Annotated in this window: 11 protein-coding genes; 7 read left to right on the forward strand and 4 right to left on the reverse strand. The window is 67.7% G+C overall.

Features of this window, described 5'->3' with window-relative positions; genetic code table 11:
- Nucleotides 1-4 precede the first annotated feature (4 nt).
- Genes AC5P56_RS06550 through AC5P56_RS06580 form a run of 7 tightly spaced genes read left to right on the forward strand, consistent with a single transcriptional unit; the run spans nucleotide 5 to nucleotide 6,903 of the window.
- Entirely contained in the window at nucleotides 5-1,333 is a 1,329-nt protein-coding gene (locus tag AC5P56_RS06550) for an acetylglutamate kinase (RefSeq protein ID WP_049406136.1), read from the forward strand.
- Nucleotides 1,334-1,337: 4 nt separating this feature from the next.
- Nucleotides 1,338-1,937 (forward strand): GNAT family N-acetyltransferase, encoded by a 600-nt coding sequence (locus AC5P56_RS06555; protein ID WP_014647784.1) that lies wholly within the window; start codon nucleotides 1,338-1,340, stop codon nucleotides 1,935-1,937.
- A complete protein-coding gene (gene argC, locus AC5P56_RS06560; protein WP_046431732.1) occupies nucleotides 1,934-2,887 on the forward strand; it encodes an N-acetyl-gamma-glutamyl-phosphate reductase in 954 nt (317 codons plus the stop codon). Before AC5P56_RS06555 ends, argC begins: the two co-directional genes overlap by 4 nt.
- A gap of 20 nt (nucleotides 2,888-2,907) precedes the next feature.
- Entirely contained in the window at nucleotides 2,908-4,203 is a 1,296-nt protein-coding gene (gene argH, locus AC5P56_RS06565; RefSeq protein ID WP_014647782.1) for an argininosuccinate lyase, read from the forward strand.
- A complete protein-coding gene (locus AC5P56_RS06570) occupies nucleotides 4,203-4,466 on the forward strand; it encodes a YciI family protein (protein WP_014647781.1) in 264 nt (87 codons plus the stop codon). Before argH ends, AC5P56_RS06570 begins: the two co-directional genes overlap by 1 nt.
- An 11-nt stretch (nucleotides 4,467-4,477) precedes the next feature.
- Nucleotides 4,478-5,635, forward strand: coding sequence for a glutamate 5-kinase (gene proB / locus AC5P56_RS06575; protein WP_014647780.1), 1,158 nt, complete (start codon nucleotides 4,478-4,480; stop codon nucleotides 5,633-5,635).
- Nucleotides 5,632-6,903 (forward strand): glutamate-5-semialdehyde dehydrogenase, encoded by a 1,272-nt coding sequence (locus AC5P56_RS06580; protein ID WP_014647779.1) that lies wholly within the window; start codon nucleotides 5,632-5,634, stop codon nucleotides 6,901-6,903. Before proB ends, AC5P56_RS06580 begins: the two co-directional genes overlap by 4 nt.
- 145 nt (nucleotides 6,904-7,048) lie before the next feature.
- On the opposite strand, the gene pgaD is transcribed toward AC5P56_RS06580, so the two are convergent.
- Genes pgaD through pgaA form a run of 4 tightly spaced genes read right to left on the reverse strand, consistent with a single transcriptional unit; the run spans nucleotide 7,049 to nucleotide 12,689 of the window.
- Nucleotides 7,049-7,519 (reverse strand): poly-beta-1,6-N-acetyl-D-glucosamine biosynthesis protein PgaD, encoded by a 471-nt coding sequence (pgaD, locus tag AC5P56_RS06585; protein WP_014647778.1) that lies wholly within the window; start codon nucleotides 7,517-7,519, stop codon nucleotides 7,049-7,051.
- Nucleotides 7,516-8,766 (reverse strand): poly-beta-1,6-N-acetyl-D-glucosamine synthase, encoded by a 1,251-nt coding sequence (gene pgaC, locus AC5P56_RS06590; RefSeq protein WP_172412062.1) that lies wholly within the window; start codon nucleotides 8,764-8,766, stop codon nucleotides 7,516-7,518. The genes pgaD and pgaC overlap by 4 nt, the downstream gene beginning before the upstream one ends.
- A 7-nt stretch (nucleotides 8,767-8,773) precedes the next feature.
- Nucleotides 8,774-10,660, reverse strand: a complete 1,887-nt coding sequence (pgaB, locus tag AC5P56_RS06595; RefSeq protein WP_075076327.1) for a poly-beta-1,6-N-acetyl-D-glucosamine N-deacetylase PgaB — start codon at nucleotides 10,658-10,660, stop codon at nucleotides 8,774-8,776.
- A 1-nt stretch (nucleotide 10,661) separates the two neighbouring features.
- The gene (gene pgaA, locus AC5P56_RS06600; RefSeq protein ID WP_032956114.1) at nucleotides 10,662-12,689 is read right to left on the reverse strand and encodes a poly-beta-1,6 N-acetyl-D-glucosamine export porin PgaA; all 2,028 of its coding nucleotides are present in this window, start codon (nucleotides 12,687-12,689) and stop codon (nucleotides 10,662-10,664) included.
- Between the last annotated feature and the right edge of the window lie 179 nt (nucleotides 12,690-12,868).

Genomic DNA, 12,868 nt, shown 5'->3' on the forward strand with positions numbered 1-12,868 from the left:
CGAAATGTCTCCTGCCCTCCAGCCCCACCGCCAGACCCGCCAGACCATCGTGCGCCTGCTTTCCAGCATGGCCAGCGCGAAGGAGATCAGCCAGTACCTCAAGCGCTTCTCGCAGCTGGACGCCAAGCGCTTCGCCGTGGTCAAGGTCGGCGGCGCGGTGCTGCGCGACGACCTCGACGCGCTGACCTCTTCGCTGTCGTTCCTGCAGGAAGTCGGGCTGACCCCGATCGTGCTGCACGGTGCCGGCCCGCAGCTGGATGCCGAACTGTCGGCCGCCGGCATCGAGAAGCAGACCGTCAACGGCCTGCGCGTGACGTCGCCGGAAGCGCTGGCGATCGTGCGCCGGGTGTTCCAGCAGTCCAACCTGCGCCTGGTCGAGGCGCTGCAGCAGAACGGCGCGCGCGCCACCTCGATCACCGGCGGCGTGTTCGAGGCCGAGTACCTGGACGTGGACACCTACGGCCTGGTCGGCGAGGTGAAGAAGGTCAACCTGGCACCGATCGAGGCCAGCCTGCGTGCCGGGTCGATCCCGGTCATCACCAGCCTGGGCGAGACCGCTGGCGGCCAGATCCTCAACGTCAACGCCGACTTCGCCGCCAACGAGCTGGTGCAGGAACTGCAGCCATACAAGATCATCTTCCTGACCGGCACTGGCGGCCTGCTGGACGAGCAGGGCAACGTGATCGATTCGATCAACCTGTCCACCGAGTACGACCACCTGATCGCGCAGCCGTGGATCCACGGCGGCATGAAGGTGAAGATCGAACAGATCAAGGATCTGCTCGATCGCCTGCCGCTGGAATCGTCGGTGTCGATCACGCGCCCGGCCGACCTGGCCAAGGAACTGTTCACCCACAAGGGGTCGGGCACGCTGGTGCGCAAGGGCGAGAAGGTGCTGCGCGCCACCGCCTGGAACGCGCTGGACCTGCCGCGCCTGAAGGGCCTGATCGAATCCAGCTTCGGCCGCACCCTGGTGCCGGAGTACTTCGAAAAGACGAAGCTGCTGCGCGCCTACGTCAGCGAGAACTACCGCACCGCGGTGATCCTCACCGACGAGGCCGAGGGCGTGTACCTGGACAAGTTCGCCGTGCTCGACGATGCGCAGGGCGAGGGCCTGGGCCGCGCGGTCTGGAACGTGATGCTGGAGGAAACCCCGCAGCTGTTCTGGCGTTCGCGCCATGGCAATCCGATCAACCACTTCTATTACGCTGAATCCGACGGCTGCTACAAGCAGGACCACTGGAAGGTGTTCTGGTTCGGCGCCGACGGCATCGACCGGATCAAGACCTATGTCGACCATTGCGCCCGGCGCGCGCCGAGCCTGCAGGGCTGAACACATGAACCATGCCGACTGGACCAAGGTCCCTACGCTGGCGGGCACCCATGCGCGGCTGGAGCCGCTGCAGATGGGGCATATCGATGGCCTGCGCGGCGCGCTTGGCGATGGCGCGTTGTCCAGGCTCTGGTACACCCAGGTGCCCGATGCGAAGACCATGGCCGGCTACGTGCAGGCAGCGCTGCAGGCGCAGGCCGAAGGCAGGGTGCTGCCGTTCGTGGTGTTCGATGCCAACGACCAGATTGTCGGCACCACCCGCTACTACGATCTGCAAGCGGACGTGCCGCGCCTGAGTATCGGTTACACCTGGTATGGCGAGTCTGCGCAACGCACCGGGGTCAACACCGAGACCAAGCTGATGCTGCTCAGCCACGCGTTCGAGCGGTTGCAGTGCCTGAGCGTCGTGTTCGAGACCAGCTGGTTCAACTTCACCTCGCGCACCGCCATCGCACGCCTCGGCGCCAAGCAGGATGGCGTGCTGCGCAACCACAAGCGGCACGCCGACGGCACGCCGCGCGACACCGTCATCTTCTCCATCATCGATGCGGAATGGCAGGGCGTGAAGCGCCACCTGCAGTACCGCCTGGACAGCCACGCATGAACGATTCGACTTTCACCCTGGGCATCGTCGGGGCCCGCGGCCATACCGGCGCCGAGCTGATCAAGCTGGTGGCCGCCCATCCGCGCCTGGAACTGGCCTTCGTCTCCTCGCGCGAGCGCGCCGGGCAGCGCCTGTCCGACCACCACCCGGAATTCCAGGGCGAGCTGCAGTACGAGAACCTGGATGCCGACGCGGTGGCCGCCAAAGCCGTGGACGCGGTGATCCTGGCCCTGCCCAACGGCCTGGCCGCACCGTTCGTGGCCGCGCTTGAAGCCGCCAAGCCGGACACCGTCATCGTCGATCTCTCGGCCGACTACCGCTTCGACAACAGCTGGTATTACGGCCTGCCGGAGCTGACCCGCGGCCGCTACAACGGCCAGAAGCACATCAGCAACCCGGGCTGCTATGCCACGGCGATGCAGCTGGCGGTGCATCCGCTGCTGGACCTGCTGGCCGGCCCGCCGCAGTGCTTCGGTGTCTCCGGCTACTCCGGTGCCGGTACCACGCCGTCGGACAAGAACAACGTCGAACTGCTGGCCGACAACCTGATGCCGTATGCGCTGACCAACCACGTGCACGAGCGCGAGGTGTCGGTGCAGCTGGGCGTGGCCGTCGAGTTCATGCCGCACGTCGCGCCGCATTTCCGCGGCATCACGCTGACCGCCAACCTGTGGCTGAACCGCGTGCAGACCCGCGAACAGATCGTCGAGCGCTTCCAGCAGGCCTATGCCGGCGAACCCCTGATCGAAGTGGTGGATGAAGCGCCGTGGGTCAGCCGCATCGCCGGCCGCCACGGTGCCCAGGTCGGTGGCTTCACCCTGGCCCCGGGCGGAAAGCGGGTGGTGGTGGTGGCGACCCTGGACAACCTGCTCAAGGGCGCGGCCACCCAGGCCATGCAGAACCTCAACCTTGCGCTGGGCATCGACGAACTGACGTCGATCCCGCACTGAACACGCCTTCCGGAGCCCCCATGGCAGACCTTCTTTGGCAGAAGCCCGGCGTCGCTGTCGACGCCCAGATCCAGACCTTCCTCGCCGGCGACGACGTGATCCTCGACCGCGAGTTCTTCCTGCATGACATCGCTGCCAGCGCCGCGCATGCGCAGGGCCTGCAGCACATCGGCATCCTCAGCGCCGACGAGCTGGCAGGCCTGCTGCGCGAGCTCGACGTGCTGGCGCAGGATTTCCGTGAAGGCCGCTTCGTGCTGGATACGCAGTACGAAGACGGTCACTCAGCAATCGAAGCGCGTTTGACCGAACGCCTCGGCGACGCTGGCCGCAAGATCCACACCGGCCGCAGCCGCAATGACCAGATCCTGGTCGCCACCCGCCTGTGGCTGAAGGAGAAGCTGCTGCGCGTGGCCGGGCTCAGCACCGACGTGGCCAAGATCGCGCTGGACCGTGCGCAGGCCGAGAAGGACCTGCCGATTCCCGGCTATACCCATATCCAGCGCGCCGTGGTCTCTTCGGCTGGCATGTGGTGGGCCGGATGGGCCGAGGCCTTTATCGACAACGCCATCCGCGCCCGTGACACCCATGCGCTGGTCGACGCCAATCCGCTCGGCACCGCCGCCGGCTACGGGGTGAACCTGCCGCTGGACCGCGAGCACACCACGGCCGCGCTCGGTTTCGCGCGCATGCAGATCTCGCCGATCTACGCACAGCTGTCGCGCGGCAAGTTCGAGCTGGCCGCGCTGGAAGCACTCGGTGGCGCTACGCTGGACCTGCGCCGCATCGCCTGGGACCTGTCGCTGTTCACCAGCGCCGAGTTCGGCTTCGTCGCGCTGCCGGCGCAGTACACCACCGGCAGTTCGATCATGCCCAACAAGCGCAACCCGGACGTGATCGAGCTGATGCGTGCGACCCACGCCAGCGTCGCCGCCGCGCGCACCGAGATCGAGCAGCTGCTGTCGCTGCCTTCGGGTTATCACCGTGACCTGCAGTCGTCCAAGGGCGCCATCTTCCACGGCTTCGGCCGTGGCCTGGCCGCGCTGGAACTGCTGCCGGCGCTGCTGGCCAATCTGGAGTGGCGTGACGACAGGCTGCGCGCAGCGATCGATTCGGGCATGTATGCCACCGACGTCGCCGTGGAAGCGGCGGTGGCCGGTGTGCCGTTCCGCGAGGCCTACAAGGCCGCTGCAGCCGGTGCCGACAGCGCAGGGCAGGGACGTACCCCGGAAGGCAGCCTGGCTGCGCGGGTATCGCCGGGCTCGGCTGCCGATCTGCGCCTGGACGAACTGCGCGCACGCTGGCAGGCGCTGTCCTGATGGCGGGCACTGTCTATCTGGTGATGGCGATGCGCCGGCCGGACTTCAACGATGCGGCGGTGCAGCCGCACCGCGATTTCCTCGAGGCGTTGCAGGCACAGGGAAAGCTGCAGCTGACCGGTGGTTTCGCCGATGGCAGCGGTGGCGCCTATGTGCTGTGCAATGTCGAGAGCCTGGAACAGGCGCGGGCCATCGTCGCCACCGATCCCCTGGTGACGATGCACGCTTCCGAGCTGACCGTGCACGAATGGAATACCCGCTGAGGCCCTGACCGATGACCCTGCACGCCGCCACCGTCGCTTCGCCGTTCCCGCAACAGGCGCTGCCGCCATGGCGGCGTGCGGTGCTGAAGGTTGGCAGCAGCCTGCTGGCGGCCGATGGTGGCGGCCTGTCGCCACGCCACGCGCTGGGCCTGGCCCAGTTTGTATCCGCCAACGTACTGGCTGGGCGCGAGGTGGTGATCGTCTCCTCCGGCGCGGTTGCGGCGGGGCGCGCGATCCTGCCGCGGGCCGATGAACCCGGTGCGGCGATGGCGGCGCGCCAGGCCCTGGCCGCGCTCGGCCAGGCGCAGCTGATCGGGCTCTGGCAGCGCTTCTTCGAGCGCCCGGTGGCGCAGGTGCTGCTGACCCACGACGACCTGCGCAACCGCCGCCGCTACCTCAATGCACGCGCCACGCTGAGCGAACTGCTGCGGCTGGGTGCGCTGCCGGTGGTCAACGAGAACGACACCGTATCGGTGGACGAGCTCAAGCTCGGTGACAACGACAACCTGGCCGCGACCGTGGCCGCGCTGGTCGATGCCGATGCACTGTTCATCGCCACCGACATCGACGGCCTGTACAGCGCAGATCCGCGCACCGTGGCCGACGCGCGGCCACTGCACGACGTGCCGGAACTGAGTGACGATGTGCTGGCGATGGCCGGCGGCGCCGGCTCGCGCGCCGGCACCGGCGGCATGCGTACCAAGCTGGAGGCGGCGGCCAAGGCGGGCCGCCTCGGCATCGAGACCTACCTGTTCAACGGCCGCAGCAGCGATGTGGTGCGCGCGCTGGCGCAGGACCGCCTGTTCGGCACCCGCATCCACGCCGCACGCAGCCGCGAGGCTGCCCGCAAGCACTGGCTGCGGCACGCGCCGCTGGCCGAGGGCGCGATCGTCGTCGATGCCGGTGCGGCACAGGCGATGCGGGAGAAGGGCGCCTCGCTGCTGCCCGGCGGCATCACCGCTGCCGAGGGGGCATTCCGGCGCGGCGACATGGTGCAGGTGTGCTGGATCGCACCGCAGGGGCGTGTCTGTGTCGCCCGCGGCGTCAGCCAGTACGCGGCCGACGACGTGCGCCGGATCGCCGGCCATCATTCGCGCGACATCCAGGCCGTGCTGGGCTACAACTACGGCGGCAGCGTCGTCCATCGTGACGACCTGGTGCTGCCATGACCGGTTTGAAGGACACCCCGATGAGCGAAATCGAAGCCCAGGCGCGCGCCTGCCGTGATGCAGCGCAGATCGTTGCCGGCCTGGACAGTGCGGCGCGACGCACGCTGCTGCTGGCGATGGCGCAGGCCCTGGAAGTAAATGCCGGACTGATCCTGGCCGGCAACGCACGCGACCTCGCCGCCGCGCGCGACAAGGGCGTTGGCAGTGCCATGCTCGACCGCCTCGCACTGGACCCGCCGCGGCTGTTCGCGATGGCCGAGGCGGTACGCGAGGTGGCCGCGCTGCCTGACCCGGTCGGCCAGGTCACCCGCGACGACGTGCGTCCCAACGGCATCCGCGTGCAGAAGGTGCGCGTGCCGCTGGGCGTGATCGCGATGATCTATGAGGCGCGCCCGAACGTGACGGCCGAAGCCGCCGCGCTGTGCCTGAAGGCCGGCAATGGCGTGATCCTGCGCGGTGGTTCCGAAGCGATCCACTCCAATACCGCCATCGCCCAGGCGCTGGCCGGTGCATTGAAGGCCAACGGCGTACCGCCGGCGGCGGTGACCGTGCTCACCGACCTGCGCCGCGAGGCGATGCTGGAACTGCTGCAGCTGCATGAGCTGATCGACCTGGCCATTCCGCGTGGCGGCGAAGGCCTGATCCGTTTCGTGGCCGAGCACGCGCGCGTGCCGGTGATCAAGCATTACAAGGGGGTGTGCCACCTGTTCGTGGACGCCAGCGCCGACCTCGGCAAGGCCATCGACCTGCTGGTGGACGGCAAGTGCAGCCGGCCGGCGGCGTGCAATTCGCTGGAGACGCTGCTGGTGCACCGCGCCGTGGCTGACGCGTTCCTGCCGCGCGTGGCGCAGGCGCTGGGTGAGCGTGGGGTGCAGCTGCGCGCCGATGCGCAGGCGCAGCCGTTGCTGCCGGGCAGCACGGCGGCGACCGAGGAGGATTACGCCGCCGAGTTCCTCGATCTGGTGCTGGCGGTGCGCGTGGTCGATGATCTTGATGCAGCCATCGCGCACATCCGCACCTATACCTCCGACCACACCGAAGTGATCGCCACCGAGGACACCGGCCACGCCGAGCGCTTCGTCAACGCGCTGCGCTCGGCGGTGGTGATGGTCAACGCTTCGTCGCGCTTCTCCGATGGTGGCCAGCTGGGCCTGGGCAGTGAGATCGGTATTTCCACCACGCGCCTGCACGCCTACGGCCCGATGGGCTTGGAAGCCCTCACCGTTGAACGATTTGTCGTGCGCGGTGAAGGGCAGACGCGTACATAAGTGGATCCACGCGGCGCGTAGATGCTCTTCGCGGCAAACCCCGGTGCCGACCAAGGCCGGCAGCTACCAGGCCCAAGCGCCGACCAAGGTCGGCAGCTACCAGGCTCCGGTGCCGACCAAGGTCGGCAGCTACCAGGTCGTGGGGTTACACCACCTCGCGGCGGATGCCGACCGGCCGTGCGTGATCATCCATGTGCAGCGTGGCGGCCTTGCAGCCCATCAGGCGTTCGGCCAGCCCGGTGCTGGCGCCCAGATCGGCGGCCACTTCGTTGAGGCTGGCCAGGGGCCGCGGCAGGCGGCGTTCGCGGCCACGGAAGCGGGCGCGGTTGTACTCGGCCCAGGCGATCAGCAGCACGCTGGCGCACAGCAGCATCAATGGCAGCGCGACCAGCACGTACGGGTCGAACTGGTTCTGCCGTTCGTAGAGCTGCCGCCAGGCCAGCTGGCCACCGATCAACCACGAGAGCAGGGTTACCAGGGGGGCCCACAGATAGAAGTAGAAGCCCCAGAACGCCAGGGTGACGAAGCCCCAGGCCGTGCGCTGGAAGTGTGGCTGGCGATGCGGCTTGCGGATCATCCGCGAGTCGAAGCGGTTGGACGGGCGTTGCGCGTTCATCGGATCCCCCGGTCAGGGCTGGTCCAGGTGGCGCGCTTGCTGCGACGGCGCAGCAGCGTCTTGGGCAGCGCCACCAGGGTGGTGGAAAGGCTGATCAGCCAGTACGCCATCGGGTACCAGATGACCCAGAAGTAATTGCGTCCAATCTGTGTTTCGTAACGCCGGTCGATGATCAGGCTGCTGGCGAACTGCAGCAGGCAGACCAGCGCCAGGATCACGCCATGCCACTCCGGCAGCAGGCTGGCGATATGCAGCTGCGGCGGCAGCTCGATGAACTTGCCCAGTGCCCACAGCAGCACGATGAACAGCATCGTGTAGGCCCAGACCACGCTCAACACGTACTCCAGCAGCACGCCCCACATGCGCCGCTCTTTCCAGTGCAGCAGCGAGCGCGCGTGGCGCAGCATCACTTCCACGCCGCCCTGGGCCCAGCGCAGGCGCTGCCGCCAGAGGCCCTTGAGCGTCTCCGGCATCAGGATGAAGCACAGCGCATTGGGTTCGTAGCGGATGTCCCAGTGCGCGCGCTGCAGGCGCCAGCTGATGTCGATGTCCTCGGTCACCATGTCATCCGACCACCAGCCGACCTGGTGCAGGGCAGTGCGGCGGAAGCCGGCGATCACGCCGGAGATGGTGAAGATGCGGCCATACACGCGCTGTGCCCGCTTGATCATGCCGATGATCGAGGAGAATTCCGCCACCTGCAGGCGTCCGAGCAGGGTGGAGCGGTTGCGGATGCGCGGGTTGCCGGTGACCGCACCGACCCGGTTGCCACTGACCAGGTGCCAGACCATCCAGTGCAGTGCATGCTCTTCCAGCATCGCATCGCCATCGATGCACACCAGGTACTCCGAGCGTGCGGCCAGTGCGCCCATGCGCAGCGCATTGGCCTTGCCCAGGTTGCGGTCCAGGTGCAGCACGCGAAGCCGTGGATGCCTTGCCGCCAGCGCATCCAGCCGTGCGCCGGTGTCATCGCTGCTGCCATCGTCGATGGCGATCACTTCGTAATCGGCGGGGTAGCGCTGGGCCAGCGCCGCAGTGAGCGTGTCGTCCAGGTTTTCTGCTTCGTTGTGGCAGGGCACCAGCAAGGTCGCGAAGGGAGGGGCGATCATCAAGGGCGGATCGTTGCGCGGACGTGAGTGACGCTCGCGCCGGAAGTAGTAGTACAGGCCACCGGACATCCAGAAGAACGCCATCACCATCGGGTAGTAGAAGGCGAACTGGAACAGGACCTGCAGCAGCGGATGCATGTCCACGTCACTTCTCCGGGTACGGGAAGTTGCCGGCGGACATTGCCGCGCGGGCATCGCGGGTGGAGGGCTGGTCGGCGATGAAGTCATCGGGGTACCAGGCGAAGTGGTGCACGCCCTGCGCCTGCAACTGGCGGATCTGCGCACGCAGGCGCCCGGCGGGAATCGGCTGCCCGCTGCGCCAATCGACGGTCTGCAGCTCGAACAGCGTGTGCTGAAGCTGCGGGTCGTGCGCGCGTACCGCGGCCAGCAACTGGTCGAGCCAGCGCTCGGGGTGCCTGCTGCCTTCCATCCACGGCATCGCCATCAGCGCCGTCTGGTCGTAGGCCTTGTTGAACAGGTCCAGGCGCTGCGCGAACCAGGCTTCGCTCTGCGGGCGGAGTACCGGCTCGGCATACAGGTTGCGCACCGTTGCCAGTTTCGGCCGCCAGCGCTGCGCGCTGTTGCGCAGGGCCAGGGTGAAGTCGATCAGTGCCTGGGTACGTGCGCTGCCATCTTCGCCGGCCGCCAGGGCGGGCAGCTCGGTGTCGCGCAGGTAGCCGTCGTCATGGAACAGCAGGCCTTCGAAGTAGGAATTGACCGCCAGGTCCTCGTAGATGTCGAGCATGATCTGCCTGGCCTTCGGGTTGGTGAAATCCAACCGGTACATGCCGTCGGCATCCCCATTGCGGATCGCCAGCACCTTGCGCTGCTCCGGGTCGGGCAGTTCGAAGCCGAGCACTGGCAACCACGCGTAGACCTTCACGCCCGCGCGGGATTTCAGCTGCCAGGCGACGCGGCTGAACAGGTCCGCCCGCATCGGCATGTGCCGGTTCGGGAAATACAGCGCATCGGCGGTGTTGTTGCCGTCCGGGTCGGCAAAGGCCTGCAGATAGACATGGGTCGGCGCGATGCGCTTGACCCGCTCGATCAATGCATCGAGATTGCGTGCCTGCTGCGCTGGATCCGGGTCATACATATCATCCAGATCGATCTGCAGGGCGCGGATGCCATCGAGCGCCACGTCTCGGCGCAGTTCGTAGGCCAGGCCTTCCACGGTCGGGTTGTTGCTCACCAGCAATCGTGCCAGCCCGTGCAGGTCGCTGGCCACTGGCGTGCTACGGCCTTCCAGGTCGAACGAAACCGGCATGCCCAGCTGCTCGGCGATGTCGTTGCTCAACTGGTTGTACGCGGCATATGGCCAGACGATGGCGCGCGGGCGCACGCCCAGGTGCTGCTGGATGCGCTGCACGCTGCGCGAAAGATCAGTGCGCAGGCGCTGCTCATACTGTGTCCCGCTCTCGTAGCTGCGCGTGGCCGGGGTGTAGATGCGGGTGACCACGGCGGGCGTGGAGTTTCCCTGCGGATTGGCAAGCACGCCGTGGTGCAGGTCGTCGGTATGGCTGGCCACTTCGATCAGGCCACTGTCGTGCATCTGCTTCAGCTGCGCCCAGGTCACGAAGTCATCGTGGCCGAACGGGCGGTAGCCGTAGTCGATGGTGCGGCCCGGTGCCATGTCCACGTAATCGGTGATCACCGCCACCAGGGCCGGGTAGTGGTAGGCCTGCAGCAGCGGGAACGCCTTGTCGTAGACGCTGCGCAGGCCATCGTCGAAGGTCAGCAGCACCGGCTTGGGAGGCAGCGTGGCGCGGCCCTGCGAGGCCTCGATCAGCTGCGACAGCGAAACCGGGTGGTAGCCGTGCGCGCCCAGCCAGTCCAGGTGCGCGGCGAAGTTCTGCGTGCTCACCGCATAGGAATCGGCATCACCCTTGGCGGCCACCTTGTCGCGGATGTCGTGGTAGCTGAGGATCAGCAGGCCGTTGTCGATCGCATCAAGATGCAGGGGCTGCTGCGCGAACGCCGGTGGCACGCAGGCCAGCAGCAGGAGCACGATCAGTCGCAGGAAGCGGGCCATGTCAGTCTCCCCAGCGCAATGCGGCTTCGAAGCCGATATGGCGCTCGCGATGGCCGTCGTAGACCGGTCGTGACCACCGCACGCCATACTCGAACACGCGGCCAGGGCCCAGCTGCCACTCGTGCATGTAGGACACCGACGGCACCAACGCGCTGCCGAAGCCGTCCTGCCAGTAGTCGCCCAGCGAGACGGTCAGCCGGTGCCGGAAGTGGCGCTCGTAGTGCCGCCACAGCTGCTGGTCGATGCGCAGGCCGATCTCGACCATGCGGTCGCGCTTCGGGTTGAAGTAGGGCGCATCATCGCGGCTGCCGCGACTGGTGTAGGCACTGGCCAGGCCATCGACCAGCCAGCGTGGGCGGGTCAGCAGGCGCTGTTGGACGCTGGTGCCGAACAGCTCGCGGTGGTTGCCGTCGTCATAGCGGAAGCGGCTCGCGCCGAACGTCCAGTGGGTGAGCTCGCTGCGCCGGTAGTCCACCTGTGCGCTCACGCTGTCGGCGGTGATGCCGGCCGCGCGCGCCTGCATCGAGGCCTCCGGGTCATTGCGTGCGACCACCACGCCGGCGTGCCAGGAATCGTTGAACTGCCAGCCGACGCCGACGCGCAGGCCGGTGTCGCCGATGTGATCGTTGGCGCGCAGGACCGCCGCTTCCGCATCCAGCTGCCCGAAGCGGTAACGCACGCCCGCACCCAGCCACAGGGGATCGATGCGCTGGTCCTGGAAGTCGGTCACGCGACGGTCGGCGAGGGCGAACAACCGCCAGCGGTCATCAAGGACCGGCGTCTCCACGTCCACGCCGTAGTGGCGGTCGTTGTTGCCCAGGGGCGAAGTACCACCGCCCCCGGAGCTGCGGCCGATGTCGGTCCATGCCTTCAGCTGCCAGCCGCGATGCGCGCGCCAGGCCTGGTCCATGCGTTCGACTGCCGGCTGGGTGGGGTAGCGTGCGACCAGGTCATCGTGCAGCGGCCGCGCCAGGTCGTCGCGCTGCAGGGCGACATAGGCCTCTTCCATGCCCAGCCGCGGTTCGATGTCCCGCGGATCGAGCGCGTGTGCCATCTGCTGGCGCTGCAGCGCCCGGCGTGGCCAGCCGCGCATCATGTAGACGCTGCCCAGCGCACTCTGCAGCCCGCCGTTGCCGGGTGCGATCTCGACCATCGACTCCAGGTCGTGCTGCGCGGTGTGCAGGTCGCCGCTGTAGGCGCGCACCATCGCCAGGTTGAGATCGGCCTCGTAGCGCGACCAGTTCGCGTACGGCGACTTGCCGTTGCTCCAGCGCCACGCCGGCTCCTTGTCGCGCCATGCCTGCAGCAGGTCGATGGCTTTTTCCTGCTGCTCGCTTTCCAGGTAGGCGTAAGCCAGTTCCGAATGCGAGGCGTCGCGCGTCGGGTCGCCAGCGACGGCCGCCTGCAGCACCGGGATGGCTTCTTCCGGGTGCAGGGTGCCCATCAACGAATCGCCCACTGCGGGCAGCACGTAGTCGGGCAGGGTGTGGCCTTCGGCCTGCAGTGCCCGCGCTTCCTCGCGGACCTGTGCATGGCGGCCCAGCCGGTTGAGCAGGATCAGACGGTCCATGCGGATCCGCAGTGGTGCCTGCGAGGGCGGGGTGCCTTCGCCGCCGAGGTAGCGCTGCATGCGGGCCAGGGTCGATTCGGCTTCTTCCAGGCGGCTGTCCTCGCTGCTGCTGTAGGCCAGGCTCCAGACCACCAGCTTGGCCAGGTAGTCGCCCTCCAGGCGCTGTTTCTGCGCAGCGTCGAACAGTTGCGGGCGCTGCTGGTACAGCTCCCACGCACGCCAGGCGTTGCCGATGTCGCCCAGCGTCAATACGCGCAGCTTGAACAGCAGGTCGTCGTTGGGTTGCTGTTGGCTGGCGCGCTCGATCGCGCCCAGGGCGTCCAGCCAACGCGCCTGGTCTCGATAGCGGCCGATCTCGGCCAACGCTGCTTCGCGGTCGGGCGGGGCAGCGCTGCTGGCCCAGGCCAGGGCGGTGCAGGCGAGGCCGACGCAGAGCGCCAGCCGGCGGTGGACAACCATTGGGGACCCCCTTGGCTTCCGAACCAGACAACCTGAAAAATGTGACGCACATCACATGCCAGCTTTTGGCGTGGCCGTGGCCCGCGTCACTCCCTTCGTGCATTCCCGCCCAGCGAAGACGGATACAACCCGGACAGCGACCTGCGATGTCTTGTCTGAAACGAAGTCCCCCGCACACC

The organism is Stenotrophomonas sp. YJH_SMC_131 (assembly GCF_059367975.1).

Coding starts and splice junctions, on each gene's coding strand:
- AC5P56_RS06550 (WP_049406136.1), top strand. CDS start 5: ATGTCTCCTGCCCTCCAGCCCCACCGCCAGACCCGCCAGACCATCGTG.
- AC5P56_RS06555 (WP_014647784.1), top strand. CDS start 1,338: ATGAACCATGCCGACTGGACCAAGGTCCCTACGCTGGCGGGCACCCAT.
- argC (WP_046431732.1), top strand. CDS start 1,934: ATGAACGATTCGACTTTCACCCTGGGCATCGTCGGGGCCCGCGGCCAT.
- argH (WP_014647782.1), top strand. CDS start 2,908: ATGGCAGACCTTCTTTGGCAGAAGCCCGGCGTCGCTGTCGACGCCCAG.
- AC5P56_RS06570 (WP_014647781.1), top strand. CDS start 4,203: ATGGCGGGCACTGTCTATCTGGTGATGGCGATGCGCCGGCCGGACTTC.
- proB (WP_014647780.1), top strand. CDS start 4,478: ATGACCCTGCACGCCGCCACCGTCGCTTCGCCGTTCCCGCAACAGGCG.
- AC5P56_RS06580 (WP_014647779.1), top strand. CDS start 5,632: ATGACCGGTTTGAAGGACACCCCGATGAGCGAAATCGAAGCCCAGGCG.
- pgaD (WP_014647778.1), bottom strand. CDS start 7,519: ATGAACGCGCAACGCCCGTCCAACCGCTTCGACTCGCGGATGATCCGC.
- pgaC (WP_172412062.1), bottom strand. CDS start 8,766: ATGCATCCGCTGCTGCAGGTCCTGTTCCAGTTCGCCTTCTACTACCCG.
- pgaB (WP_075076327.1), bottom strand. CDS start 10,660: ATGGCCCGCTTCCTGCGACTGATCGTGCTCCTGCTGCTGGCCTGCGTG.
- pgaA (WP_032956114.1), bottom strand. CDS start 12,689: ATGGTTGTCCACCGCCGGCTGGCGCTCTGCGTCGGCCTCGCCTGCACC.